The 24,804-nt window shown below is 74.8% G+C and carries 20 protein-coding genes; 9 read left to right on the top strand and 11 right to left on the bottom strand.

Features of this window, described 5'->3' with window-relative positions; genetic code table 11:
• The first annotated feature begins 101 nt into the window (after positions 1 to 101).
• Positions 102 to 2,507: an HAD-IC family P-type ATPase gene (locus IG88_RS0124580; RefSeq protein ID WP_031045172.1), complete on the top strand. Its 2,406-nt coding sequence runs from the start codon at positions 102 to 104 to the stop codon at positions 2,505 to 2,507.
• 19 nt (positions 2,508 to 2,526) lie between these two features.
• Here the strand turns inward: IG88_RS0124580 and IG88_RS0124575 are convergent, their stop codons facing one another.
• From IG88_RS0124575 to IG88_RS0124565, 3 genes are all read right to left on the bottom strand, one after another.
• Positions 2,527 to 3,285 (bottom strand): hypothetical protein, encoded by a 759-nt coding sequence (locus IG88_RS0124575; protein ID WP_031045170.1) that lies wholly within the window; start codon positions 3,283 to 3,285, stop codon positions 2,527 to 2,529.
• A gap of 167 nt (positions 3,286 to 3,452) precedes the next feature.
• The gene (locus IG88_RS0124570) at positions 3,453 to 6,611 is read right to left on the bottom strand and encodes a sacsin N-terminal ATP-binding-like domain-containing protein (protein WP_037836565.1); all 3,159 of its coding nucleotides are present in this window, start codon (positions 6,609 to 6,611) and stop codon (positions 3,453 to 3,455) included.
• A gap of 213 nt (positions 6,612 to 6,824) precedes the next feature.
• A complete protein-coding gene (locus IG88_RS0124565) occupies positions 6,825 to 7,751 on the bottom strand; it encodes a DUF3027 domain-containing protein (protein ID WP_031045168.1) in 927 nt (308 codons plus the stop codon).
• Between the two features lie 345 nt (positions 7,752 to 8,096).
• On the opposite strand from IG88_RS0124565, the gene IG88_RS0124560 reads away from it, so the two are divergent.
• The 4 genes from IG88_RS0124560 to IG88_RS0124545 are packed head-to-tail and all read left to right on the top strand — an operon-like array spanning position 8,097 to position 11,616.
• Positions 8,097 to 9,488 (top strand): MFS transporter, encoded by a 1,392-nt coding sequence (locus IG88_RS0124560; RefSeq protein WP_031045167.1) that lies wholly within the window; start codon positions 8,097 to 8,099, stop codon positions 9,486 to 9,488.
• A gap of 58 nt (positions 9,489 to 9,546) precedes the next feature.
• The gene (locus IG88_RS0124555; protein WP_199807495.1) at positions 9,547 to 10,056 is read left to right on the top strand and encodes a DUF2771 domain-containing protein; all 510 of its coding nucleotides are present in this window, start codon (positions 9,547 to 9,549) and stop codon (positions 10,054 to 10,056) included.
• Between the two features lie 26 nt (positions 10,057 to 10,082).
• The gene (locus tag IG88_RS0124550; protein ID WP_031045161.1) at positions 10,083 to 10,778 is read left to right on the top strand and encodes a futalosine hydrolase; all 696 of its coding nucleotides are present in this window, start codon (positions 10,083 to 10,085) and stop codon (positions 10,776 to 10,778) included.
• A complete protein-coding gene (locus IG88_RS0124545) occupies positions 10,768 to 11,616 on the top strand; it encodes a 1,4-dihydroxy-6-naphthoate synthase (protein WP_031045158.1) in 849 nt (282 codons plus the stop codon). Before IG88_RS0124550 ends, IG88_RS0124545 begins: the two co-directional genes overlap by 11 nt.
• Before the next feature lie 12 nt (positions 11,617 to 11,628).
• Here IG88_RS0124545 and IG88_RS45160 read toward each other — a convergent pair whose 3' ends face one another.
• Positions 11,629 to 12,012 (bottom strand): cold-shock protein, encoded by a 384-nt coding sequence (locus tag IG88_RS45160; RefSeq protein ID WP_003974650.1) that lies wholly within the window; start codon positions 12,010 to 12,012, stop codon positions 11,629 to 11,631.
• A 163-nt stretch (positions 12,013 to 12,175) separates the two neighbouring features.
• Here IG88_RS45160 and IG88_RS0124535 point away from each other — a divergent pair, with 163 nt between their 5' ends.
• The gene (locus tag IG88_RS0124535; protein ID WP_031045156.1) at positions 12,176 to 12,454 is read left to right on the top strand and encodes a hypothetical protein; all 279 of its coding nucleotides are present in this window, start codon (positions 12,176 to 12,178) and stop codon (positions 12,452 to 12,454) included.
• On the opposite strand, the gene IG88_RS0124530 is transcribed toward IG88_RS0124535, so the two are convergent.
• A complete protein-coding gene (locus tag IG88_RS0124530) occupies positions 12,403 to 13,065 on the bottom strand; it encodes an HAD family hydrolase (protein WP_031045153.1) in 663 nt (220 codons plus the stop codon). The two genes, IG88_RS0124535 and IG88_RS0124530, sit on opposite strands and share 52 nt — an antisense overlap.
• 519 nt (positions 13,066 to 13,584) lie before the next feature.
• Positions 13,585 to 14,595: a membrane protein gene (locus IG88_RS0124525; protein WP_031045151.1), complete on the bottom strand. Its 1,011-nt coding sequence runs from the start codon at positions 14,593 to 14,595 to the stop codon at positions 13,585 to 13,587.
• 139 nt (positions 14,596 to 14,734) lie between these two features.
• Between IG88_RS0124525 and IG88_RS0124520 the strand changes: the two genes are divergently transcribed.
• Complete coding sequence (locus tag IG88_RS0124520) at positions 14,735 to 17,326, top strand: helicase-associated domain-containing protein (RefSeq protein WP_031045148.1); 2,592 nt, start codon at positions 14,735 to 14,737, stop codon at positions 17,324 to 17,326.
• Between the two features lie 148 nt (positions 17,327 to 17,474).
• On the opposite strand, the gene IG88_RS0124515 is transcribed toward IG88_RS0124520, so the two are convergent.
• A complete protein-coding gene (locus IG88_RS0124515) occupies positions 17,475 to 17,879 on the bottom strand; it encodes a hypothetical protein (RefSeq protein WP_031045147.1) in 405 nt (134 codons plus the stop codon).
• 425 nt (positions 17,880 to 18,304) lie between these two features.
• On the opposite strand from IG88_RS0124515, the gene IG88_RS0124510 reads away from it, so the two are divergent.
• The gene (locus tag IG88_RS0124510) at positions 18,305 to 19,948 is read left to right on the top strand and encodes a DNA repair helicase XPB (protein ID WP_031045144.1); all 1,644 of its coding nucleotides are present in this window, start codon (positions 18,305 to 18,307) and stop codon (positions 19,946 to 19,948) included.
• Positions 19,949 to 19,981: 33 nt separating this feature from the next.
• Here the strand turns inward: IG88_RS0124510 and IG88_RS0124505 are convergent, their stop codons facing one another.
• Positions 19,982 to 20,167 carry a hypothetical protein gene (locus IG88_RS0124505; RefSeq protein ID WP_030399360.1) on the bottom strand — a complete coding sequence of 62 codons (186 nt, stop codon included), beginning with the start codon at positions 20,165 to 20,167 and terminating at the stop codon, positions 19,982 to 19,984.
• Positions 20,168 to 20,466: 299 nt separating this feature from the next.
• Between IG88_RS0124505 and IG88_RS0124500 the strand changes: the two genes are divergently transcribed.
• Positions 20,467 to 22,539, top strand: a complete 2,073-nt coding sequence (locus tag IG88_RS0124500) for a HelD family protein (RefSeq protein ID WP_031045141.1) — start codon at positions 20,467 to 20,469, stop codon at positions 22,537 to 22,539.
• Between the two features lie 126 nt (positions 22,540 to 22,665).
• On the opposite strand, the gene IG88_RS0124495 is transcribed toward IG88_RS0124500, so the two are convergent.
• The 3 genes from IG88_RS0124495 to IG88_RS0124485 all read right to left on the bottom strand — a co-directional run bounded on the left by IG88_RS0124495 (position 22,666) and on the right by IG88_RS0124485 (position 24,784).
• On the bottom strand, positions 22,666 to 23,355 hold the full coding sequence (locus tag IG88_RS0124495; protein ID WP_031045138.1) for a copper homeostasis protein CutC: 690 nt from the start codon (positions 23,353 to 23,355) through the stop codon (positions 22,666 to 22,668).
• A gap of 84 nt (positions 23,356 to 23,439) precedes the next feature.
• Positions 23,440 to 24,123, bottom strand: a complete 684-nt coding sequence (locus tag IG88_RS0124490; protein ID WP_031045135.1) for a maleylpyruvate isomerase family mycothiol-dependent enzyme — start codon at positions 24,121 to 24,123, stop codon at positions 23,440 to 23,442.
• 10 nt (positions 24,124 to 24,133) lie between these two features.
• The gene (locus tag IG88_RS0124485) at positions 24,134 to 24,784 is read right to left on the bottom strand and encodes a TetR/AcrR family transcriptional regulator (protein WP_031045132.1); all 651 of its coding nucleotides are present in this window, start codon (positions 24,782 to 24,784) and stop codon (positions 24,134 to 24,136) included.
• Between the last annotated feature and the right edge of the window lie 20 nt (positions 24,785 to 24,804).

The raw sequence follows: 24,804 nt of genomic DNA, 5'->3' as shown, positions 1-24,804 counted from the left end.
AGTACCGCAGCAGCAGACCGCGCCGCACCCCCTCGTACCCAGGTCGGATCTTCGCCCTGCTCGGTGGGTGGAGGGGCGGAACCGCACGTACCGTCGAATGCATGACGCATCTCGACGCGGACAGACGCGACCCCGCGCCCGCGCACGCCGTGGACAGCCCCTCGCCCGCGACCGGACTGACGGCGGCCGACGTCGCCGAGCGGACCGCCCGCGGCCAGGTCAACGACGTGCCGGTGCGCAGCAGCCGCTCCCTGGCCGAGATCGTCCGCGCCAACGTCTTCACCCGGTTCAACGCGATCATCGGCGTGCTCTGGGTGATCATGCTGTTCGTCGCGCCGATCCAGGACAGCCTGTTCGGCTTCGTGATCCTCGCCAACACCGGCATCGGCATCGTCCAGGAGTGGCGGGCGAAGAAGACCCTGGACTCCCTGGCGGTGATCGGCGAGGCCCGGCCCACGGTCCGCCGGGACGGGAAGCCCACCGAGGTCAGTACGTCCGCGATCGTGCTGGACGACGTCATCGAGATCGGCCCGGGCGACAAGGCGGTCGTCGACGGGGTGTGCGTCGAGGCCGACGGGCTGGAGATCGACGAGTCCCTGCTGACCGGCGAGGCCGACCCGGTCGTCAAGCGGCCCGGCGACGCGATCATGTCGGGCAGCTTCGTGGTCGCGGGCGGCGGCGCGTTCCGGGCGACCAAGGTGGGGCGCGAGGCGTACGCCGCGCAGCTCGCCGAGGAGGCGTCCCGCTTCACGCTGGTCCAGTCGGAGCTGCGCAGCGGCATCTCGACGATCCTCAAGTACGTCACCTGGATGATGGTCCCGACGGCGATCGGCCTGGTCCTCAGCCAGTTGCTCGCCAAGAACCACGCGCTGGACGACTCGATCGCGCGCACCGTCGGCGGCATCGTGCCCATGGTCCCCGAGGGCCTGGTGCTGCTCACCTCCGTGGCCTTCGCGATCGGTGTCGTCCGGCTGGGCCGCAAGCAGTGCCTCGTGCAGGAGCTGCCGGCCATCGAGGGCCTGGCCCGCGTCGACACCGTCTGCCTGGACAAGACCGGCACCCTCACCGAGGGCGGCATGGACGTCACCGGCCTGCGCCTGCTCGGCGGCGCCGACGAGGAGTACGTCCGCGGCGTGCTCGGCGCCCTGGGCCAGTCCGACCCGCGTCCCAACGCCTCCCTCCAGGCGATCGTCGACGCCTACCCGGTCACCGGTGCCGCCGCCGCGTGGACGTGCACGGGGGCGCTGCCCTTCTCCTCCGCCCGCAAGTACAGCGGCGCCGCCGTCGACGAGGGCGACGGCACCACCGGTACGTGGCTGCTGGGTGCGCCGGACGTGCTGCTGGCCGAGGACGACCCGGCGCTCGCGGAGACCGGGCGCCTCAACGAACAGGGCCTGCGCGTCCTGCTGCTGGCCCGCGCCCGGCGGGGCCTGGACGACGCGGAGGTCGCCGAGGGGGCCGAGCCCACCGCCCTGGTCGTCCTGGAGCAGCGGCTGCGCCCGGACGCCGCGGACACACTGCGCTACTTCGCCGACCAGGACGTCCGCGCCAAGGTCATCTCCGGCGACAACGCGGTGTCGGTGGGCGCGGTGGCGGCCAAGCTCGGGCTGTCCGGCACCACCGTCGACGCGCGCCGGCTGCCCGCCGAGCCGGAGGAGATGGCGGGTGCCCTGGACGAGGGCACGGTGTTCGGGCGGGTCACCCCGCAGCAGAAGCGGGACATGGTGGGCGCCCTGCAGTCGCGCGGCCACACGGTCGCGATGACCGGCGACGGCGTCAACGACGTCCTCGCGCTCAAGGACGCCGACATCGGCGTGGCGATGGGTTCCGGCTCGGAGGCGACCCGGGCGGTCGCGCAGATCGTGCTGCTCAACAACAGCTTCGCCACCCTGCCGTCGGTGGTGGCCGAGGGCCGCCGGGTGATCGGCAACATCACGCGCGTGGCGACCCTGTTCCTGGTCAAGACGGTGTACTCGGTGCTGCTCGCCGTCCTGGTGGTCTGCTCGCAGGTGGAGTACCCGTTCCTGCCCCGCCACCTGACCCTGCTCTCCACGCTCACCATCGGCGTCCCCGCCTTCTTCCTGGCCCTCGCCCCGAACAAGGAACGGGCCAGGCCCCACTTCGTACGGCGCGTGATGCGGTACGCGGTCCCGGGCGGGGTGGTGGCCGGTGCGGCGACCTTCGTGACGTACCTGGTCGCGCGGCACCACTACACCGGTCCGGACGCGCTGAACGCCGAGACGAGCGCGGCGACGCTGACCCTGTTCCTGATCTCGATGTGGGTGCTGGCGATCATCGCGCGGCCGTACACGTGGTGGCGGGTGGCGCTGGTGGCGGCGATGGGCCTGGCCTTCGTGGTGGTGCTGGTGGTGCCGTGGCTGCAGAGCTTCTTCGCGCTGAAGCTGGTGGGGGTGACGATGCCGTGGACGGCCGTGGGCGTCGCGGTGGTCGCGGCGGCCGCCCTGGAACTCCTGTGGAGGTGGGTCGACCGCCGCTTCCCCGTCTGACCGCCGCTCGCCCAGGGGGCTACTTCACGTCGACGAAGTCGGAGACCGAGGTGATCGCCCCGGACGTCGAGTTGCCGGCGAAGACGTAGCGGTAGTAGCCGTCCGCGGTGGCCTTGACGGTGGTGCTGAGGTTGCCCGACGTGTTGGACTTGACGGTCTTCAGCGTGGTGTAGCTCTTGGCGCCCTTCTTCAGGTACTGGAGCTGCACCGACTGCCCGCTGTACGCCCCGTACTTGAGCGTCTCCCAGTTGGCGCGGCTGAGCTTGCCGGTGACCGTGAGGGTCTTGCCCTTCTTCACCGGCTCCGGCGAGGCGTTGGTCGTCAGGGCGCTGCCGCGCTGGAACTTGAAGGACCCGGCCTTGTCCTTCCACACGTAGTCGTGGTCGTTGGCGTCGATCCACACGCCGACGTACCAGGTGCCGGCCATCGCGTTGCTGAGGTAGTCCGTCCGCGGGTCGGTCTTCACCGAGGCTGTGCAGGTGGAGGTGGTGGCGCTGACCTTCTTGCAGGACGGCTTGCCCGTCGACTCGAAGCCGTACCCCGGGCCCGCCAGCGTGAAGGAGTCGGCGCCCGCGATGCCGGAGTCGTCGGTGGCGGTGACGCTGACCGAGAAGGTCTTGGCGGAGCCGGTGCCGATGGTCACCTTGTTGTCGCCGTCGACGACGACCTTGGTGATCCGGATGTCGCCGCTCCCGCCGTCGGCCTGCGCGGCCGGGACGGCGAGGGCGGTCAGGGCCAGGGCGCCGGTGGCGGATGCCGCCAGGACTCGTGTGCGCATGTGTTCCCCACGTGGTGACGAGGGACCCCGGCGGTCTTCGCCGCGCCGGGGCCTGGAGGGTCGTGAGCCTGCTGACTCGCCTCGTAGATCCCCGGCGGGGCGCGATGGTTGTACGGGAGGTGAAGGAAATGTGCGCCCGCCTTCACATCCGGTGGGTTCAGTTGGCTTCAGTCGAACCAGCGGTCCCTGGCCAGCTCCTCCGTCCGCGACTCGTCCTCCAGCAGCGCCGCCACCTCGAACCGCCGCGGCCACTGCCCCGCCGCCCAGGCGAGCCCCGCGGCCACCCCTTCCAGCGTCGCCGCGTGCAGCGCCCCGTCGTCCGTCAGGCGCCAGTCGATCTCCACGCCGTCGACGACCAGTTCCCCGTGCTCCACGTACGACGCCGGGGTCCGCGCCCCCAGCAGCACCCGCACCGGCTCCGGCACGGCGTGCTCGGTGCCCTCGGAGTCGACGCGGCCGGTGACGGACTCGCTCAGGCGCCGCACCTGGAACAGCTCGGCCAGTTCGGCGGCCCGCGCCGGGCGGACCGGCAGCAGCGGCACGCCGGAGGTGAAGGGCAGCAGGTCGGGCGAGTCGACCACGACGGCGTCGGCGGCGTCCACCACCCGCACCTCGCCGTCGACCACGGCCCGCACCTCGTCCGGCAGGGTCACCTGCTCCGGGTCCAGCTCGGCCAGCGCGCCGTACAGGGCGTGCAGTTGGGCGGCCGTGACCGGGCGGTCGGGATCGGCGAGGCGGTCCAGGAGTTCGGCCGCGCCGCCGGGCTCGTCGAGGAGGGCGGCGACCGAGGTGCGCACGCCCAGCGCCCGCAGCACCTGCTCGTCCTCGAAGCCGGTCGCGTCGGCCTCGTCGTACAGGCCCCGCAGCAGCGGGTCGCCGCCCGCCGAGCGCAGTCCGGCCGGGCGGCGTCCGCCGAGCACCGGGTGCCCGCGCAGCCACCACGCGGTGTAGGGCCGTACGACCTCGTGGGTGCCGTCGTGCAGCAGGACGCGCACCGGCTGGACGAGCGCGTCGCGCAGGGGCGGCCGGGACAGCAGGGCGAGGGCCTCGGGCCAGTGGTCGTCGTCCACGAGGTCGAGGTCGCGCACGGCGACGATCTCGGTGGCGACCGGCGGGACGGGGCTGTCCGGGAAGCGGTCGAGGACGTCCTCGCTCCACACGTCCACGGCGTCCAGCAGCCCGGCGTCGTCCGGTTCGGCGAAGTCGCCCTCGCGGGGCTCCAGTTCGTCGGGGTCCAGGACGACGTCGGTGGCGCGGACCAGGGCGAAGGTGACGAGGACGCCGCAGGCGGCCAGCGGTTCGGGGCCCCACTTCTCGGCGAGTTCGGCGTCCACGGCGGCGAGTTCGTCCTCGCGCATGACCCGGGCGAACGGACCGCCGGGGAAGACGAGTTCGCCCGCCGGGGAGAGTTCGCCGTCCTCGTCGGGCAGGGCGAGGGCGCCCAGCCAGGGCTCGTCCCCGGGGTCGATTCCGGCGTCGCGGACCAGGCCGAGCACGGTGTCGGCCAGTTCCTCGGCGTCGAGGGCGTCCTCCTCCCAGTTGGTCCCGCCCTCGTCGTCCAGGGAGGCGGCGACGGCGGCCCGGACCTGCGGGGTGGTGAGCACGGCGCGCGGGGTGGCCGGGAGGGCGCCGAGCTTCTCCAGGAGCGGGTGCGCGGCGTCCGGGTGGGCGATCTTGAGGCCGAGCCGGGTGAGGACCTCCGGGTCGAGGGAGACGGCCTCCGGGGAGGGCAGCAGCACCTGCCGGGGCCCGATGGTCGTACGCCCTCCCCCAGAGCCGAAAGCCTGGGAGGTACCCCCAGCCAGCGGCACCGGCAGCCCGGACAGCCGGTCGAGGTCGACCCCGGCGAGGCTGTCGTAGAGGCCGCGCCACCAGGCGGGGTCCTTCTCCAGGCCCGCCAGCCGGTCGATCGCGTCGGTCAACGGCACCCGGGCCACGCCCAGCGTGCGCAGTTCGGCGCGGCGTTCGAGCCCGGCGGGCAGCAGTGTCGGCAGCACCTCGGCCAGCACCCGCACGGTGTCGGCGCCCGCGCCCTCCACCACCTCGGCGTCGCGGGGCCGCAGGGACTGCGGAAGACCGTCCTCCGCGTCCTCGCCCGCGGAGGGGACGGCGGGCGGCAGGAAGGAGGTGCGCGGGAGCCGGGCGAGGATGGCCCGGCGCAGTACGCCGTCCAGTTCGCCCCGGCCCAGCGCGCCGGGCACCAGGTCGACGAGACCGGCGGTGACCGGCCGCCAGTCGGCGAGCAGCCCGGCGTAGGCGTCGGCGGCCCGCTCGGTCAGGAAGTCGGTCAGCGGCCCCGGCGCGGTGTGCCGGCGGGTGGAGTCCAGCGGGTAGGACGCGATGAGCAGCGCGGGCACGCCGAGCGGCTCGTCGCTGGGGGTGGGCGCGTGCACCACGGGGCTGGTGCGGGGGCGGGCCGGGGCACCGTCGGCGTCGACGGGGACCGCCCAGGTCACGGACCAGTGCGGACGCAGCCGCTCCTCGACCGGGCGGTCGGCGAGCAGGTCGGGGGTGAGGGGGCCGTGCGCGGCGGCGGTGCGCCAGCGGGTGGCGCCGTGGGCGGAGTCCTCCACCACGGTCAGGGCGCCCTCGACGCGGCGCGAGAGGGTCCGTACGTCGTCCCCGGCCTCGATCACCACCTCCTCCAGGCCCGGCAGGGCGAGCAGCAGGGCGTCGTCCACGGCGTGCAGCAGCCGTTCGGCGAGGTCGGCGGCGGCCGTGTCCCGCAACGGGAGGATGACGGCGGTGTCGTACGGGGCGGGGGCGCTGCCCTCGGCGGGGAACGGCAGCCGCAGCAGCGGTACGTGCCCGTCGCGGCGCCGGATCTCGTCGCCCAGGCCGGGGCTGTGCCGGGCCGTGTCGGCGGCCAGGTCGTGCGCCTCGGCCAGCGACCAGCGCACCCCGCCGTGCCGTCCGACGACGGCGGGCTCGTCGGTGACCGCCAGGACGGCGGCGAAGCCGACCCCGAACCGGCCGACCGAGCCGTCCGCCGCCTCCCGCTTGGCGGAGGCGCGCAGCGTGGACAGCGACTCGACGCCGGTCGCGTCCAGCGGGGCACCGGTGTTGGCGGCGACCAGGACACCGTCGCGCAGGGTCAGGCGGAGCCGGCCGGGCACGCCGGACCGCGCGGCGGCGTCGGCGGCGTTCTGTGCCAGTTCGACGACCAGCCGGTCGCGGTAGCCGCCGAGGACGAGGTCCTCCTCCGCGTTGGCGTCCTCACGGAAGCGGGCCGGGCTGGTCGCCCAGGCGTCCAGCACCCCGCGCCGCAGCCGTGCCGTACCGAACGGATCGGCACCCTCGGTGGCAGGCCGTACGAACATGCTCACGGTGACTCTCCTCATCGACGGACCACGAAGGTACCGCCCCGGCACCCACCCGTCGGCGCCCACGACGGCGCACCGTCATGCCGACGGCGCTCCGCGCGCTCCGGCCGGCGTCGTCCAGCCCGTCCTCGGGGTACCCGCTCGGGGGAGTTCGAGGGCGGGGCCGTCGAAGCAGGCGGGGCCCGGCAGCGGAACCGCCGCCCACGCACTCGCGCCCTACGAGTGCCCCAGCTCCGCCGACTCCTGGTCCTCGACCACCGGCACCGACCCGGAGTCGGCCGCCGGCCGCAGCGGGAACGGGTCCACGCGCGTCTCGTCGATCACCGGCGGAGCCACCCGCGGCGGCTTCGGCATGACGGCCGCCTCGGAGTGCCCGCCGCAGCCGTAGGCCAGCGACACCACGTGTCCGTCGGCCGGGGAGAACTCGTTGGCGCACACCCCGAAGGCCTGTCCGAGCGAGCCGCCGATGCGGGCGAGGAAGCCGCAGCTCACGCAGGAGGCGGGCGCCGCCTGGGCCATCGCGGTCTTCGGGCCGTAGCCCTCCTCCCAGCGGTCGGCGGCGACGTGCAGCCCGTACCGGGACAGCACCCGGGGGCGGCGCAGCCCCAGCTCCTCGGCGATCCCCGCGATCGTGCCGCGGGCCGGGACGGCCGGCAGCTCGGCGGGCGGACCGGCGGTCACCTCGGCGTCCTCGGCCTCGACCAGGTCGGCCATCTCGTGGGAGACGGCGGAGTTGGGCGGCGGCTCGTCCTCGCCGGTCCAGCCGGGCTCCAGGCGCAGGTCGTCGGCGTCCGTGGGCAGCAGGTCGCCGGGGCCCATGTCGCCGGGGCGCAGCCGCTCGCTCCACGGCACCCACTCGGGGGCCAGCAGCGCGTCGGGGCCGGGCAGCAGCACCGCCTCGTCCACCGTGACGACCTTCGCGCGGGAGGCGCGAGCCACCGTCACGGCCCAGCGCCAGCCCCGGTACCCCATCTCCTTGCAGGCGAAGAAGTGCGTGACGACCCGGTCGCCCTCCGACACCATGCCCTCGTGCTCGCCGACGACGCCGGGGGCGGCGGCCTCCTCGGCGGCTCCCCGGGCGAGGTCGACGGCCTCGGCGCACAGGCGGTCAGGGGTGCGGCTTCGCGTTGTCGCTGCGCTCACAGGTATCGCTTCTCTCCATACGCCGTCTCACGAGTGCGCCGCTGCCTGCGAGGGGGCGGACGGAGCGGACCCGTGGACCGCGTCGACGTCCGCGCCCGATCGCGCTCGGGCGCACCTACGTCATCCATTCTGCGGGATGGCCGTAAGGCGCGCGGCCGAGAACGTTCGCCACGGCGCGCTAGGCACGCTACCTGCTCATGTGCGCTGGGCCTACACCGACGGGAGTTTCGGCGGGGTACGACCTCGCGTTCCCGGGCGGGGCGGGGGCCGGTGTCACCCGACTCGATCACCGCCATACGTGCCGTATCGGCGCTACAGCCGCCGCGGACGGGGCACTATGACGGGGTGGCAGCCGCACGGACGGAGTTCAAGGGCGGGAGCCGCGGGCGCGGCCCCGGCTCCCGGTTCCGTGCGGTCGGCCGGGCGCTGCGCCTGCCGGTGACCGGTACGGCGCGCGGCATCCGCCGGGCGACGCACGCGCACGGCGCGGGCGAGTCGGGCCTCGGCAAGCTGATCGAACTGCACGGGGTGAACGGCGCCGGTGACGTGATGATCACCGTCGCGCTCGCCTCCACCGTCTTCTTCTCCGTGCCCACCGACGAGGCGCGCGGGCGGGTCGCGCTCTACCTCGCCATCACCATGGCGCCGTTCACGCTGCTCGCGCCGGTGATCGGCCCGCTCCTGGACCGGCTGCCGCACGGTCGCCGCGCGGCGATGGCCTGCGCGATGGCCGCCCGGGCACTGCTCGCGCTGGTGCTGTCGGGCGCGGTCGTCACCGGCGGCATCGAGCTGTACCCGGCGGCGCTGGGCGTGCTGGTCGCCTCGAAGGCGTACGGCGTGGTCAGGAGCGCGGTGGTGCCGCGGCTGCTGCCGCCCAAGGTCTCCCTGGTGAAGGCCAACTCGCGGGTCACGCTGTGCGGGCTGCTGGCCACCGGGGCCGCGGCGCCGATCGGCGCGGGGCTCCAGCAGGTGGGACCGCGGTGGCCGCTGTACGGCGCCTTCGTGATCTTCGTGGCGGGGACCGTGCTGTCCTTCACGCTGCCGCGGAAGGTGGACTCGGCCCGCGGCGAGGCCCGGGCGCTGCTCGCCGCGGACGAGAAACACCTGCCGGGGCCGCTGCGGGAGCGGGGCAGGCGTCCGGGGCTGCGCACGGTGGGACCGGCGGTGACCCACGCGCTGGCCGCCAACGCGGCCATCCGCTGTCTGACCGGCTTCCTGATCTTCTTCCTGGCCTTCCTGCTGCGGGTGCACCCGCTGACCGGCCAGAGCGCGGCGGTGTCGCTGGGCATAGTGGGCGTCGCGGCCGGCGCGGGCAACGCGCTGGGCACGGCGGTCGGGGCGTGGCTGCGGTCCCGGGCGCCGGAGGTCATCATCGTGACGGTGGTCGCGGTGGTGCTGGGCACGGCGGTGGTGGCCGCGGTGTTCTTCAGCGCGTTCCTGGTGACGTGCCTGGCGGCGGTCGCCGGGTTCGCGCAGGCGCTGGCCAAACTGTCCCTGGACGCGCTGATCCAGCGGGACGTGCCGGAGCTGGTGCGCACGTCGGCCTTCGCGCGCTCGGAGACGCTGCTCCAGGTCTCCTGGGTGTTCGGCGGCGCCGTCGGCATCGTGCTGCCGCTCAACGGCACGCTGGGCCTGTCGGTGGCCGCCGCGATCATCGCCGCCGGGTGGCTGGCGACCGTGCGGGGGCTGCTCGACTCGGCGCGGCACGGGGGGAGGACCCGGCCGAGGGTGGCGTGACCACGCCACGCCGTACCCAGGTGGGGAGCGGGGCAGGAGCGGCGTATAGCCTTCCGCCATGACCACGTTGCCCCGCGGCACCGCCGCTCTCGGACACCGCGTTGTGCGACGCCGCCGCGCCGTCGCCGCCGCAGGCGCCGTGTCCGCCGGACTTCTCCTGCTGTCCGCCTGTGACAAGCCGACGCCGATCGCGACGATCACGGTCGGCAGTGACTCGGTCAGCTCCCAGGCCACCTGCGGCGGGGAGGGCAAGACCCTTTCGGCCGCCGAGATCACCAAGTGCCTGAAGGACAAGAACGCGAAGTCCATCACCGTCGACCAGGACGAGACCGTGCGCTTCGGTGTCGACCCGGACCTCGCCGACAAGCACTGGACGATCCTGATGAACGGTCAGCAGCTCGTCGAGGACAGCGACAAGACGTACCGCACGGTGCCGGGCAGCGTGTTCTTCAACGCGCAGTACGGCGCCCAGGGCAACTCGACGAACGTCGCCGTCGCGGTCCGGGACGGCAAGGACAACAGCCAGAACATCACCGGTGTGTGGGTGTTCGAGCTGAAGAAGGACTGACCCCCACGTCCTCCGTGCACTTCCTCGTGGCCACCGCGGTCCCCGTCGAACGGGACGCGGTGGCTCGGGCGTTCCCGGGTCCGGGCACGGACGTGTCCCGGCCGGGGATCGCCCTGCACCGGCTGCCGGGCGGCCCGGACCTGCTGGCCGCCGGGGTCGGTCCGGCCCTCGCGGCCGCTTCCACGGCCGCCGCGCTGACCGCCGCGGCCCTCGGCGGCGCGCCGTACGACCTGGTCGTCTCGGCCGGCATCGGCGGCGGCTTCGCCCCGCACGCGCCGGTCGGCTCGCTGGTCGTCGCCGACGCGATCACCGCCGCCGACCTGGGCGCCGAGACCGCCGACGGCTTCCTGCCGGTCACCGAACTCGGCTTCGGCACCGTCACCCACCACCCGCCCGCCGGCCTCGTCTCCGCCGTCGCCGACGCGACGGGCGCCCGTCGTGGCACCGTCCTGACCGGGTCGACCGTCACGGGCACCGCCGAGCGCGCCGCGCTGCTGCGCGAGCGCCACCCGGCCGCCCTGGCCGAGGGCATGGAGGGCTTCGGCGTCGCCGAGGCCGCCGCCGCGCACGGCGTGCCGGTGCTGGAACTGCGCGCGGTCTCCAACCCGGTCGGCCCGCGCGACCGCGCCGCCTGGCGCATCGGCGAGGCCCTCGCGGCGCTGACGGACGCCTTCGGGAAGCTCGCCCCCGTCCTCACGAGTTGGAAACCGCATGAGCGCTGACACCCTGCAGATCGCCTACTCCCCCTGCCCCAACGACACCTTCGTCTTCGACGCCCTCGCCCACGGCCGCGTCCCCGGCGCCCCCGCCCTCGACGTGACCTTCGCCGACATCGACGTCACCAACGGCATGGCCGAGCGCGGCGAGTTCGACGTGCTGAAGGTGTCGTACGCCGTGCTGCCGTACGTCCTCGGCGAATACGCCCTGCTGCCCTGCGGGGGCGCGCTGGGCCGGGGCTGCGGCCCGCTGGTGCTGACCCGGGGGGCCGGTGCCGACCTGCGCGGCCGCACGGTCGCCGTGCCCAGCGAGACCTCCACGGCCTACCTGCTCTTCCGCCTGTGGGCGGCGGACACCGTGCCCGGAGGCGTCGGCGAGATCGTGGTGATGCCGTTCCACGAGATCATGCCGGCCGTGCGGGACGGGAAGGTCGACGCGGGACTGGTGATCCACGAGGCGCGCTTCACGTACCAGAACTACGGGCTGCACAAGCTCGCCGACATGGGCGAGCACTGGGAGCGGACCACGGGGCTGCCGATCCCGCTCGGCGCGATCATCGCGAAGCGCTCGCTGGGCGCCGGCACGCTGAACCGCCTCGCCGACGCCGTCCGCGGCTCCGTGCGCGCGGCCTGGGACGACCCGGAGGCGTCCCGGCCGTACGTCATGGCGCACGCGCAGGAGATGGACCCGGCCGTCGCCGACCAGCACATCGGGCTGTACGTCAACGAGTTCACCGCCGACCTGGGCGAGGACGGCTACGCCGCGATCCGGGGCCTGCTGACCCGCGCGGCGGCCGAGGGCCTGGTGCCGGCCCTCGGCCCGGACGCGCTGGCGTTCCCGTAACGCGACGGCGGGTCAGACGTCGAGCTGGTCGGCGACCGCGCGGAGCAGCCCGGCGATCTTCTTGCCCGCCGTCTTCTCCGGGTAGCGGCCGCGCTCCAGCATCGGCGTGATGTTCTCCAGGAGCGTCGTCAGGTCCTGCACGATGGAGGCCAGCTCGTCGGGCTTCTTGCGCTGCGCGGCCGCGACCGAGGGGGCCGGGTCGAGGAGGGCGAGCGAAAGTGCCTGGTCGCCGCGTTGTCCGGCGACGACACCGAACTCGACGCGCTGTCCCGGCTTCAGGCTCTCGACTCCGGCGGGGAGGACCGAGGAATGGACGAAGACGTCACCGCCGTCGTCGCGGGAGAGAAAGCCGAAGCCCTTCTCGCTGTTGAACCACTTGACCTTGCCGGTAGGCACGTCTGTCCTCGTCCTCGTACTCGTCGGGAAAACTGCTCGGAAACGGCTCTTGATAGCACTTGGGCGGGTCGTCCGGACCCGCCGGTACCAAGGCTAATGGTCTGTGACCGGGTGACAAGACGTCCCCCGGCCGATCCCCAGGCCTGGGAACTACCCTGGTCGGGTGCGTGAACAAACCCAAACGAATTCCGCCGCGCCCGGTGACGGTCTGATCCGTGCCGGTGCGATCATCTTCTTCGTCGGCGCCGTGGCCACTCTGGTCACGGTGGCCCCGCTGCTGCTGGGCACGACGCCCTTCCCCACCTTCATGTTCCTGCTGAGCATGCTGATGGGCGTGGGCTTCCTGGTCGCCGGTGCCGGGGTGTTCCGGTCGGTCGCCGCCGGGCGGCGTCAGGCGCGCGCCGCGTCCCGCCCCTCGGTCTCGCCCTCGCCGTCCCGGTAGGCCGCGAGCCACGCCGGGAAGGCGGTGAGGTCGGCGAGGACCACGTCGGCACCGGCCTCGCGCAGTTCCCCGGCGTCGCACGGCCCGCTGGCCACCGCCACCGAGCGGGCCCCGGCGGCGCGGGCTCCGCGGACGTCGCCGACGTGGTCGCCGACGTAGACGTCCGCGTCGTGCTCGCGCAGGGCGACGGCCTTCTGCTCGGCCCACAGGCCCCCGACGACGGCGTCCGGCTCGATGCCGAGGTGGGCCAGGTGCAGCTTGGCGTTCGGCTCGTACTTGGCGGTGACGACCACGGCCCGCCCTCCGGCTTCGCGCACGGCGGCGACGGCCTCGCGGGCGCCGGGCAGCGCGAGCGTGGGCCCGATCGCGTACGCCGGGTAGATCTCCCGGTACAGGTCGGCGACGGCCTCGATCTCCTCGGCCGGGAACCAGTGGCCCAGCTCCTCGGCCAGCGGCGGTCCGAGCCGGGTGACGGCCAGGTCGGCGTCCACGTACGTCCCCGTGCGCGCGCTCAGCTCCAGATAGCAGGCGCGGATGCCGGGCCGCGAGTCGATCAGCGTCATGTCGAGGTCGAAACCGACGGTGGGCGCGGGGCGGGTCGAGGAGGCCATGGCTCCCATTGTGCCGGGCGCCCGACGAACCCCGTCGGCCACGGGGCGGGCCGTCCACGCAAGCCGTCCACCGGGTCGGCGGGTCGGCGGGTCGGCGGGTCGGCGGGTCGGCGGGTCGGCGGGTCGGCGGGTCGGCCACGGTAGCCGTCGGCCCGAGCCGTTGCCCGCGACGCAGCCTTCGGCCGGAGGGTGGTCGGGCGCGGAAGCAGCCCGCTCCCAGGAGCGACCAGCCGCGGCGACGGACCGCCACGGCACCCGAACGCCGCCCGCAAGCCCCTCGACCCGGACCACGGTCAGCCACGCACGCCCGTCACCACGGACACCGGCCCGCCACGCAAGCAACCCACCCCCAGGACCAGGCAGCCGCAACGGCGTACCGCCACGGGACCCGCACGGCCACGCAAGTCCGTCGCCCCGGGCCCGGCCCGCCGCGCAAGCCCCTCGCCTCCGGGCCGCGGTCGGCCGTGGCGGGGCTGCCGCGGAACCGGGTGGCCGCACGCGGCAGCCGGCCCGGGGTGGTCAGCCGTGGGGGCGGCGGGAGCGCCACAGGAGGTACAGGGCGGTGGCCACGGCGGCGGAGCGCAGGACCCAGGGCCAGGTGTCGGCGACGGCGTCGCTCAGGTGCCCCTCGGCGACCGGGTCGCCCCAGCGGCCCTCGGTACGGCCCCACAGCCAGACCGCGCCGGCGGCGGCGACCGTGCCGGGCAGGCCGAGGACCGCCCACTTCGACTGGGCCGGGGTCAGCCGGCGGGTGAGGTAGGCGATCAGCCAGCCGAGGCCCAGCGGGACCAGGCTGCCCAGGACGGCCCCGGCGATCAGGAGGGCCGCGGCGAACAGCAGCAGGGGGTTGTTCCAGCCGCCCTCGGGCCACAGGCGGGGCAGGCGGCGGCCCTGGCGCCCCCCGGCGGCCTCGACGGCCGGCTCCTCGGCCTCCTCCGGTGGGACCTTCGCCCCGGCGGCGTCCTCCTTCTCCGCCTCGTCCGCCATGCTCGGCGGCTTCCTCAGCAGCTCCGGGATCTCGACGCCGCCGACGAAGCCGGGGACGCTGTCGCCGAGACCCATGCCGGCGAAGGGCCCGTCGTCGACCCGCCACCAGTCCGGCTGCCCGTCGCCCGCCTCGCCCAGTTCCCCGGCGCCCGCCAGATGGGGCGGGGCGGCGGCCTCGGGTGCGGCCGGGGCCTCGGGCTCGGGGCGCCGCCGGGCCCTGCGCCGCTCGGCCCGGCGGGGCTGGGGGTCCGCGGCCTCGGGGTCCCGCTGCTCGGGTACGGCGGTGGGGGCCGGCGCCTGGTCGCGTACGCCGCTCGTACCGCCCGCCGCGGTGACGACGTCGTCGGGGTCGCCAAGGCGGTCCAGGATGCGGCGGACGGCGGCGGGACTGTCCACGGCGGTCTTCGCCCGGTGCCGGTCGATCTCGTTGCGCAGCTCCGACACCAGCCGCATCCGGGTGGCCGACGGCAGTTGCCGCTGCTGGGCCACGTCGCCGACGCGGCTCAGGTACTCGAAGACGACCTGGTCGCTCTCGATCCCCATGTTCCCCTCCGGGGCGGTGCGTTGCGGTACCCGGCGTACCCCGTCGGACGAAGGTACCGAATCTTCCCCGTACGGCCGACGGCACCGCGCCCTCGCACGCGCACCTCCCCCGTCACACCCACCCGCTACCGTGGGCAGGATGAGCACCGAGGAGAAGTCCGCGGCCCCCCGGTCCCTCGCGGAGGCGCTCCGCGTCAGGGACGACGTCTCGCTGGCCGCCCTCCTGCGCAGCCGTCCCGACCTCGTCACCCCCGTGCCGACCGACCTCACCCAGCTCGCCACCCGCGCCGGCACCCGCGCCTCGGTCGTGCGGGCGCTGGAGCGGCTGGACCGGTTCGCGCTGCAGACCGCCGAGGCGCTGGCCGTCGCGCCGGACCCGGCGTCGTACGGCGAGCTGCTCGCCCTGATGGGCGGCGACGAGCAGGACCCGGCCGTCGCCGCCGCCCTGCCCCGGGCCACCGCGCTGCTGCGCGAACAGGCGCTGGTGTGGGGCGCCGACGACCGGCTGCGGCTGGTGCGCACCGCCCGTGAACTGCTCGCGCCCTCTCCGCAGCACCCGTCCCCGACGGGGCTCGGCCCGACCGTGCGGGAGGCGACGGCGGGGATGTCGCCGGGCCGGATCCAGGAGATCCTCGGCGCCGTCGGCCTGCCCTCGACCCACGACCCGGTCTCCGCCGTGTCCGCGCTCGGCGCCCTGTTCGCCGACCGGCGCCGGACCGCGGCGCTCCTCGCCGGACTGCCCGAGGAGTCCCGGGAGGTGCTGGCCCGCCTGGTGTGGGGGCCGCCGTACGGCCAGGTCACCCATGATCCGGCCCCGCACCTGCGCGCGCTGCTCGACCGGGGCCTGCTGCTGCCCACCGCGCCGGGCACGGTGGTGCTGCCCCGCGAGGTCGCCCTGCACCTGCGCGCGGGCCGGGCGCACCGGGCGCCGGAGCCGGTGCCGCCGCCGGTGGAGGCCGCCGCCGCGCACCGTCCGCAGATCGTGGACGCCACCGCGGCCGGGCAGGCCCTGGCGGCGCTGGCGACCGTCGAGGAGTTGCTGAAGGAGTGGGACGAGGGCGGCCCGGCGGTGCTGCGCGCGGGCGGCCTGAGCGTGCGGGACCTGAAGCGGACCGCGGTCGCCCTGGACGTGCCCGAGCCGGTCGCCGCGTTCTGGGTCGAGCTGGCCTACGGCGCCGGTCTGATCGCCTCGGACGGCGAGGCCGACGAGCGGTACGCCGCGACCCCGGCGTACGACGAGTGGCGCGAGCTGCCGCCCGCCGAGCGCTGGGCGCACCTGGCGGGGGCGTGGCTGGCGGCCACCCGGACGCCGGGCGTGGTCGGCGGGCGGGACGCGAAGGACCGCGCGCTCTCGGCGCTGGGCCCGAACCTGGACCGTTCGGCGGCGCCCGAGGTGCGGCACCGGGTGCTGGCCCTGCTGGCGGGCCTGCCCGAGGGCGCCGCGCCGGTCGAGGAGTCGGTGCTGGCCCGGCTGCGCTGGGAGCGTCCCCTGCGCGGCCCGCAGCGGGAGCAGCACGCGTCGGGCGCGGCGCGGGACGAGGACCTGCGCAGCCGGATCGCCCGCTGGACGCTGTCCGAGGCCGAGCTGCTGGGCGTCACCGGGCGCGGCGCGCTGGCGGCGCCGGGCCGGGCGCTGATCGGTGCCCCCGGGGCGCACCGACCGGCGGCGGAGGACGAGCCCGAGGGTCCCGGCGACAAGCTCCCCGTCCACCACCACCGCATGCCCCCGGCGGCGGCTCCCCCGACCCCCGCCGAACGGGCCGCGGCCACCGCGACCGCCGCCCGGCTGCTGGCCCCGCTCTTCCCCGAACCGCTGGACCACGTGCTGCTCCAGGCCGACCTGACGGCGGTGGCGCCGGGGCCGCTGGAGCGGGAGCTGGCCGACGTGCTGGGGGTGCTCGCGGACGTCGAGTCCAAGGGCGGGGCGACCGTCTACCGGTTCACGCCGGGCTCCGTGCGCCGCGCGCTAGACGCCGGGCAGAGCGCCGCCGACCTGCACGCCTTCCTCGCCCGGCACTCCCGTACGCCGGTCCCGCAGCCCCTGACGTACCTGATCGACGACGTGGCCCGGCGGCACGGACGGCTTCGGGTGGGGGCGGCCTCGGCGTACGTGCGCTGCGACGACGACGCGACGCTGGACGAGATCCTCGCCGACAAGCGGGCCGCCGCCCTGGGCCTGCGCCGCCTGGCGCCCACCGTGCTGGCCGCGCAGGCGGAACCGGCGGCGCTCCTCGAGGGGCTGCGCGCGATCGGGTTCGCGCCGGCCGCCGAGTCCGCCGCCGGTGACGTGCTGATCGCCCGCGCGGACTCCCACCGCACCCCGCCGCGGGCGGCGCCGGAGCCGGTCCCGGACGGGCCGCCGGTCCCCGACGACACGCTCCTGGCGGCGGCGGTCCGCGCCGTGCGCGCCGGTGACCTGGCCTCCACGGCCCCGCGCAAGCCGGGCCCCGGCGACGGGGGCAGGGGCGGGGCGGGCGGTGCGCCGGGCGGCTCGCTGCCCCGCACCGGCGCCGCCGAGACGCTGGCCACGATGCAGGCGGCCGTCCTGACCGGCGAGGCGCTGTGGATCGGCTACGTGAACGCCGAGGGCGCCGCCAGCCAGCGCGTGATCGCGCCGATCCGGGTCGAGGGCGGCTTCGTCACGGCGTACGACCACACGGCGGACGAGGTGCGCACCTACCCGCTGCACCGGGTCACGGGCGTCGCGGAGCTCGCCGACGACTCGGGCTGACCCCGCCGCGCGGCGCCGTCACCGTGCCGGCCTCCACGTCCCGGCCTCCACCGCCGCGCCGGTCACGGCGTTCGCCGGAACGCGCGTGGCAGTGGTCCGTCTTCCCTCCCCCGGGGGGTACGGACCACTGCCTGCGGGCCGGGACGAGCTAGCCCTTGACGGCCTTGAGCAGGACCTGCACGTCGTGGCCCTTGTGCCAGCCCGTGTCGATCAGCGGGCTGTGCTTGCTCTCATTGCCCCAGCTGTAGTAGCGGTGCCAGCTCTCCCGCCATGAGCCGTTCACGTTGGAACCCGTGGCCGTGAAGGCCTGGGCGATCTTGCCGTCGTGCTTGTTGTCCCACAGGTAGAGCTGTGCCTTCGTCTGCGTCCTGGAGCCGCTGTACCGGTCGCACTCGCGGTACTTGAGCCCGGTGGCGTTGTGCGAGGTCTGGATGATCCGCCAGCCGGTGCAGGCTCCCTCGGCGGAGGCGGACGGGGCGAGCGCGATCCCGAGGCCGCCGATGCTCAGGACGGCTGCCAGGCCGGCCGTCGTGAACCGCGTACGTGTCTTCATGATCCGGTGGTCCCTTCGGTGTGCGTCGACGGGCCGACGCGGTCGGTTGCGCCGCCCTGCTTGCACCACCGAGATTGACGGCCGTGCGCGGACCGGGCCAGGGAAGCGGGTCCCGTCGGGACACCGCGGGACGTCGGCGCGTTGACCTGCTGGGACGTCCGGCGGGACGCGGCAGGGCCGGGACGTCCGGCACCGGCGGGGACCGGCCCGCAGGGTGCGGCGACCCGCGGTGCGGCGGCGAGGGAACGCCTGCCGTTGCGGCAGGTCTTCGGTGGGGTCTCCTTCGCGCCATGGGCGACCATGGAGAGCGGCGCGCGCACCCGGCGCGCGGCGGGGACGCCCTTCCGGCGTCGGGCACGGGGCATAGCCCGTGCGGTGACGAGCGTTGTGCCTGTCATGAGACGACCCCACCCCTGGAGGTATGTGTGTCCTGCCTGATCGTCCAGTCCGACAAGACCCTGCTCCTCGAAGTCGACCACGAGCAGGCCGGCGCGTGCCGTCGGGCCATCGCGCCCTTCGCCGAACTGGAGCGGGCCCCGGAGCACATCCACACCTACCGGGTCACCCCGCTGGGCCTGTGGAACGCGCGGGCGGCGGGCCACGACGCCGAGCAGGTCGTGGACGCGCTGGTCGAGTACAGCCGCTACCCGGTGCCGCACGCGCTGCTGGTCGACATCGCCGAGACGATGGACCGCTACGGCCGCCTCACCCTCACCAAGCACCCGGCGCACGGCCTGGTCCTGACGACCACCGACCGGCCGGTGCTGGAGGAGGTGCTGAAGTCGAAGCGGATCGCGCCGCTGGTCGGCGCCCGCATCGACGCCGACACGGTGGCCGTGCACCCCTCCGAGCGCGGGCAGATCAAGCAGACGCTGCTGAAGCTGGGCTGGCCGGCCGAGGACCTCGCCGGGTACGTCGACGGCGAGGCGCACCCGATCGACCTGGCCGAGGACGGCTGGTCGCTGCGCCCCTACCAGAAGCAGGCGGTGGAGAACTTCTGGCACGGCGGCAGCGGCGTCGTCGTCCTCCCCTGCGGCGCGGGCAAGACGCTGGTCGGCGCGGGCGCGATGGCGCAGGCCAGGTCGACGACGCTGATCCTGGTCACGAACACCGTCTCCGCCCGGCAGTGGAAGCACGAGCTGGTGAAGCGGACCTCCCTGACCGAGGACGAGATCGGCGAGTACAGCGGCACCCGCAAGGAGATCCGGCCGGTCACCATCGCCACGTACCAGGTGCTGACGACCCGGCGGAAGGGCGTCTACCCGCACCTGGAGCTGTTCGACTCCCGCGACTGGGGTCTGATCGTCTACGACGAGGTGCACCTGCTGCCCGCGCCGGTCTTCAAGTTCACCGCCGACCTCCAGGCCCGCCGCCGCCTCGGGCTGACCGCGACGCTGGTGCGCGAGGACGGCCGCGAGTCGGACGTGTTCTCGCTGATCGGCCCGAAGCGGTTCGACGCGCCGTGGAAGGAGATCGAGGCGCAGGGCTACATCGCGCCCGCCGACTGCGTGGAGGTCCGGGTCAACCTCACCGACTCCGAGCGGCTCGCGTACGCCACCGCGGAGGCGGAGGAGAAGTACCGCTTCTGCGCGACGACCGACACCAAGCGGAAGGTGACGGAGGCCATCGTGCGGCGGTTCGCCGGGCAGCAGATCCTCGTCATCGGCCAGTACATCGACCAGCTCGACGAGCTGGGCGAGCACCTGGGGGCGCCGGTCATCAAGGGCGAGACGTCCAACGCCCAGCGGGAGAAGCTCTTCGACTCCTTCCGGGAGGGCGAGATCAGCGTGCTGGTCGTGTCGAAGGTCGCGAACTTCTCGATCGACCTGCCGGAGGCGACGGTCGCCATCCAGGTCTCGGGCACCTTCGGGTCGCGGCAGGAGGAGGCCCAGCGTCTGGGCCGGGTGCTGCGGCCGAAGGCCGACGGCCACCAGGCGCACTTCTACTCGGTCGTCGCCCGCGACACCCTCGACCAGGACTTCGCCGCCCACCGCCAGCGCTTCCTGGCGGAACAGGGCTACGCCTACCGGATCATGGACGCGGACGAGGTCCTGGCGGAGGAGGGCTGAGACCGGCGGTCCGGTCCCGGCGGCCTCCGGGGCTCAGTGGCGGCGGACGCCGGCCTCCTCGCCGTACTCGCCGAGTATGACCACGTCGAAGGCGGCGCCCGCGAACACTCTGACGGCGCGCAGGGTGTCGCCGAGCCGGTGCCGGTGGCTGCCGGCCACGGGCGTGGCACCGGACGCGCGGCCCGGTGCCGGGGCGGGGGAGATGGTTGCTGCGCTCATGTCTCCATGGTGCGACCGCCCGCCCCCGGCCGGCATCGGTCTGCGGAGCCAACCTCCGGCCTCCTTTCCTACGACCCTGGGGGGAGCGCAACACCCCGGCGCGGAGGAGGTGATCCCCTAGGGGTCCAGCGCCGGGTGGAGACAAAAACGGTTGGCCGTGCCGCCCCCCGCTCCCCTAGAATCTCCGCTCTTGCCCGCCTCCCCACCGGAGTGCTGCCGTCCGGACGGAAACCGGCCGGCCCACCGCGAAACCGCGCGTCCCGCGCCCACCCCACCGCAGGTCATCCGGAGGCACCCCCTTGTCCACGCCCGTCCACGACGACCCCCTCTCCAGGGAACGCGCCCACCTCGCCGCGTCCCGTTCCGCGCTGCGCGCCATGCGCGAGGACGTCGAGTCCCTCGACATCACCGACGTCACCACGAACTGGGTCAACGCCGCCGTCCTGAAGAGCCAGATCGAACAGCGCATCGAGGCCCTCGCCGACCTCAGCGAGACCCCGCTCTTCTTCGGCCGGCTCGACTACCTGCACGCTCCGGGCGCCGGGCAGGCCGAGGGCGGCGAAGGGGAACGCCCGCGGCCGGAGGACGCCGGTCAGACGCTGCACGTCGGGCGGCGGCACGTGCACGACGCGGACGGCGACCCGATGGTCGTCGACTGGCGGGCGCCGGTCTCCCAGCCGTTCTACCGGGCGTCCAAGAAGGACCCACAGGACGTCTCGCTGCGCCGCCGCTTCGGCTACACCGGCGGGGACCTGACCGCCTACGAGGACGAGCACCTGCTCGACCCGTCCGAGGCGGCGACCACCAGCAGGCTGCTCCAGGAGGAGATCGAACGGCCCCGCGTCGGACCGATGCGGGACATCGTGGCGACGATCCAGCCCGAGCAGGACGAGATCGTGCGCGCCGGGCTGACCGGCTCGGTCTGCGTACAGGGCGGCCCCGGCACCGGAAAGACCGCGGTGGGCCTGCACCGGGTCGCCTACCTCCTGTACGCGCACCGCGAGCGCCTGGCCCGCACCGGCACCCTGGTCATCGGCCCGAACCGGTCCTTCCTGCACTACATCGAGCAGGTCCTGCCGGCGCTCGGCGAGCTGACGGTCCGCCAGGCCACCGTGGACGACCTGGTCGCCCGTGTCGAGGTGCGCGGCACGGACGAGGCGGCGACGGCGGTGGTCAAGGGCGACGCCCGGATGGCGGAGGTCCTGCGCCGGGCCCTGTACTCCCACGTCGTCCCGCCCGCCGAGGGCGTGGTCGTGGTGCGCGGCTCGCGCCGCTGGCGGGTGCCGGCGCACGAGCTGGAGGAGATCGTCCGCGAACTGCTCGCCCGGGGCATCCGCTACGGCGCCGCCCGCGAGGCGCTGCCGCAGCGGATCGCACACGCCGTGCTGGTGCAGATGGAACGGGCGGGCGAGGCGCCGGACGACCGGGTGCAGAACGCGGTGGCGCGCAACGCGGCCGTGAAGGCGCTGGTGAAGTCGGTCTGGCCGCAGGTGGACCCGGCCAGGCTGGTCCTGCGTCTTCTCGCCGACGCGGACTTCCTCGCCGAGCACGCCGAGGGGATCCTCACCGCGGACGAGCAGAAGGCGGTGCTGTGGGCGAAGCCCGCCCGCTCGGTGAAGGCGGCCAGGTGGTCGGCCGCCGACGCCGTGCTGATCGACGAGGCGGCCGACCTGATCGAGCGCACCCACTCCCTCGGGCACGTGGTCCTCGACGAGGCGCAGGACCTCTCCCCCATGCAGTACCGCGCGGTGGGCCGGCGCTGCACCACCGGCTCGGCGACCGTCCTGGGCGACCTGGCGCAGGGCACCACGCCCTGGGCGACCCGGAGCTGGGAGGAGGCGCTCGGGCACCTGGGCAAGGGCGAGGCGGTGATCGAGGAGCTGACGGCGGGTTTCCGCGTGCCGACGGACGTCATCACGTACGCCTCCCGGCTGCTGCCGCACATCGCGCCGGGCCTGACGCCGGTGGCGTCGATCCGCGAGAACCCGGGCTTCTTCGACATCCGTACGGCGCCGGACGGGGCCGCCGACGTCGTGGCGGCCTGCCGTGAGCTGCTGGAGCGGGAGGGGTCGGTCGGACTGATCGCAGCCGACGCGCGGGTGCCGGAGCTGGCGGCGGCCCTGGCCGCGGCCGGGATCGGCCACGTCGGCCCCGGCGAGGAGACCACCCGTGCCACCCGGCTGACCCTGGTCCCGGCCTCGCTGGCCAAGGGCCTGGAGTACGACTACGTGGTCCTGGACGAGCCGCGGGCCGTGGTCGACGGCGAGCCGGACGAACGCACGGGACTGCGGCGGCTGTACGTGGCGCTGACCCGCGCGGTGTCGGGGCTGATCGTGACCCACGCAACGGGGTTGCCGCCGCAACTGACCTGACCCCCCGTAGCCGCGGGCGGCCGTGCCGCCGGGGCAACCCGTGCCGTCGCGGGCGGGGTCGCCGGGGGTACCTCCCGGGCCGTACAGGCACTGGGGGAGGCACGACTGCCCGCTGCGGGGGTGCGGCTACTCCCCCAACACCCGCCGCCACTCCGCGACCGCGTCCGCCGACACCGGCCCGCCCCACCCGGCGGGCCGCGCCGCGCCGCCGATGTGGAAGCCGTCGATCCCCGCGTCCAGCAGCACCGGCACGTGGTCGAGGCGCAGTCCGCCCCCCACCAGCAACTGCTGCTCGTACCCCGGCTCACCCCGCCGCCGTGCCTCCGCGAGCAGCACGTTCAGGCCCTCGTCGACGCCGCCGGCCGCCCCGGCCGTCAGGTACGTGTCGAGGCCCGGGAAGTCGGCGAGCTGCTTGCGCAGCGCGTCCCGGTCGGCGGCGCGGTCGATCGCGCGGTGGAAGGTCCACCGGCACCCGTCCAGCACCTTGGCGATCCCCTCCACCGCCCCGAGGTCCACGCCGCCGCCGGCGTCCAGGAACCCCAGGACGAACTGCGTGGCCCCGGCCTCCCGCAGCTCACCGGCGACGCGGGTCAGCCGCTCGACGTCACCGGCGGCGAACCCGTCCGCGAGCCGCAGCATCACCCGCAGGTCGATGTCGACCGCGGCCCGGATCGCGGCGACGGTCGCGGCCGACGGGGTGAGTCCGTCGGCCGCCATGTCGGTGACCAGTTCGAGGCGATCCGCGCCTCCGGCCCGGGCGGCGACCGCGTCCTCGACGTCGAGGGCGATCACCTCCAGGACTGCACGCTTGCTCATGGGACCCCATTCGTCGGCCTGCTACAGGTCTAGTCCAATCAAAGACTACGCCCCGACGGCAGGCCGGGGAGCCCGCGCCGCCGCTCAGTCGCCGAAGATGTTCAGCTCCGCGGCCTCCACCCCGGCCAGCTCGTACCCCGCCGCCCCGTCCAGGGGGCGACCCGCGTAGAGCCGTACGAGAGTGGCGCCGTCGCCGATGTACCGGCCCGGCGTCCGCTCGCCGCTCGCCCCGCCCAGCCTCAGGGGCTCGTCGAGGTCGTCCACGTCGGCGTGGAGCGGCACGTGGCCGCGCGCCCGCGTGACCGCGCCGAGCAGCGCGAGCGCCTCCGGTAGCCCGCGCCCCGCGTACGCCCCCGGCTCGCTGAAGGTCACCCGGAGATCACCGGCGTGCACCCACTCGCCCAGGGCGACGGCGTCCAGCACGCCGCCCGCGCGGGCGATCGCCGGGCCGGCCTCGGTCATGCCGCGTTCCAGTTCGTCGAGGACGCGGGCGTGGCTCCAGTCGGCGCGTTCGGCGATGTCGCGGTCGTTGCACTCGGGCGAGAAGACGCCCTTCTCGAAGCGGCTCTCCACCACCCGGACCAGCGCGCTGGAGCAGTGCGCCACCACGTCGCGCACGGTCCAGCCGGGACACGCGGCCACCGGCAGCGCGAAGTCGGCGTCGGGGCGGGAGCGCAGCAGGGGCACCAGCGCGTCGCGTTCGAGGGTCAGCAGCCGGCCGGGGAGTTCGGGGTCGCGTACGTCGCTCAGGTCTGCGGGAGTCGTCATGGACTCCACGTTAGGGGCCGAGCAGGTCCTGGAGTTCGGCCTCGAAGAGAAGGGCGGGATCGAATCCCATCCCGGTGAACTGTCCGGCGAGTTCCAGGGACAGCACGCCGTGCAGCCGGGTCCAGAAGGACAGGGCCCGGTGCAGGACGGCCGGGCCGGCCGCGCGGTCGCCCGCCCACTGCCGGTGGGCGTCGAGGTGCGCGTCGAACGCACCGCCCGCGCCGTCCGGCGACGGCAGCGCGGCGCAGGCGTCGACGATGACCGCCATGGTCTCGGCGGCGATCTCGGTGATGTCGTCCGGCGCGTGGTAGCCGGGGACGGGGGTGCCGTGGATGAGGAAGTAGCGCTGCGGGTCGTCCAGCGCCCAGGCGCGCAGGGCGCGGGCGAGCCCGGCCAGGCCGGCGCCCGCCCCGGCGGCCGTGCGGAAGGTGTCGGCCTGGCTGCGGTAGGCGTCCCGGATGAGTTCCGTGATCAGTTCGTCGCGCCCGTCGAAGTACCGGTAGAGCGCGGGCCCGCTCATGCCCATCCGCTTGGCGATCGCGTTGAGGGAGAGCGCGGAGGCGCCCGCCGTGGCGATCTGCTCCCAGGCGTGTTCCTTGATCTCCGCGCGCACCTGGGCGCGGTACCGCTCGCGCGGGGTGCTGGTACCCGCCTTCGGCATGGCCCGTCCGCCGCCTCTCC

This window comes from Streptomyces sp. NRRL F-5650, from assembly GCF_000721365.1.
Classification (GTDB): domain Bacteria; phylum Actinomycetota; class Actinomycetes; order Streptomycetales; family Streptomycetaceae; genus Streptomyces; species Streptomyces ardesiacus.
Note: the sequence above shows the minus strand (reverse complement) of the source record. Positions and strands in the feature narration are given on the sequence as shown.

Excerpts from the sequence above, each read along its gene's own strand:
- IG88_RS0124580 (WP_031045172.1), top strand. The coding sequence starts at position 102 with ATGACGCATCTCGACGCGGACAGACGCGACCCCGCGCCCGCGCACGCC.
- IG88_RS0124575 (WP_031045170.1), bottom strand. The coding sequence starts at position 3,285 with ATGCGCACACGAGTCCTGGCGGCATCCGCCACCGGCGCCCTGGCCCTG.
- IG88_RS0124555 (WP_199807495.1), top strand. The coding sequence starts at position 9,547 with ATGACCACGTTGCCCCGCGGCACCGCCGCTCTCGGACACCGCGTTGTG.
- IG88_RS0124545 (WP_031045158.1), top strand. The coding sequence starts at position 10,768 with ATGAGCGCTGACACCCTGCAGATCGCCTACTCCCCCTGCCCCAACGAC.
- IG88_RS0124530 (WP_031045153.1), bottom strand. The coding sequence starts at position 13,065 with ATGGCCTCCTCGACCCGCCCCGCGCCCACCGTCGGTTTCGACCTCGAC.
- IG88_RS0124525 (WP_031045151.1), bottom strand. The coding sequence starts at position 14,595 with ATGGGGATCGAGAGCGACCAGGTCGTCTTCGAGTACCTGAGCCGCGTC.
- IG88_RS0124520 (WP_031045148.1), top strand. The coding sequence starts at position 14,735 with ATGAGCACCGAGGAGAAGTCCGCGGCCCCCCGGTCCCTCGCGGAGGCG.
- IG88_RS0124515 (WP_031045147.1), bottom strand. The coding sequence starts at position 17,879 with ATGAAGACACGTACGCGGTTCACGACGGCCGGCCTGGCAGCCGTCCTG.
- IG88_RS0124505 (WP_030399360.1), bottom strand. The coding sequence starts at position 20,167 with ATGAGCGCAGCAACCATCTCCCCCGCCCCGGCACCGGGCCGCGCGTCC.
- IG88_RS0124495 (WP_031045138.1), bottom strand. The coding sequence starts at position 23,355 with ATGAGCAAGCGTGCAGTCCTGGAGGTGATCGCCCTCGACGTCGAGGAC.
- IG88_RS0124490 (WP_031045135.1), bottom strand. The coding sequence starts at position 24,123 with ATGACGACTCCCGCAGACCTGAGCGACGTACGCGACCCCGAACTCCCC.
- IG88_RS0124485 (WP_031045132.1), bottom strand. The coding sequence starts at position 24,784 with ATGCCGAAGGCGGGTACCAGCACCCCGCGCGAGCGGTACCGCGCCCAG.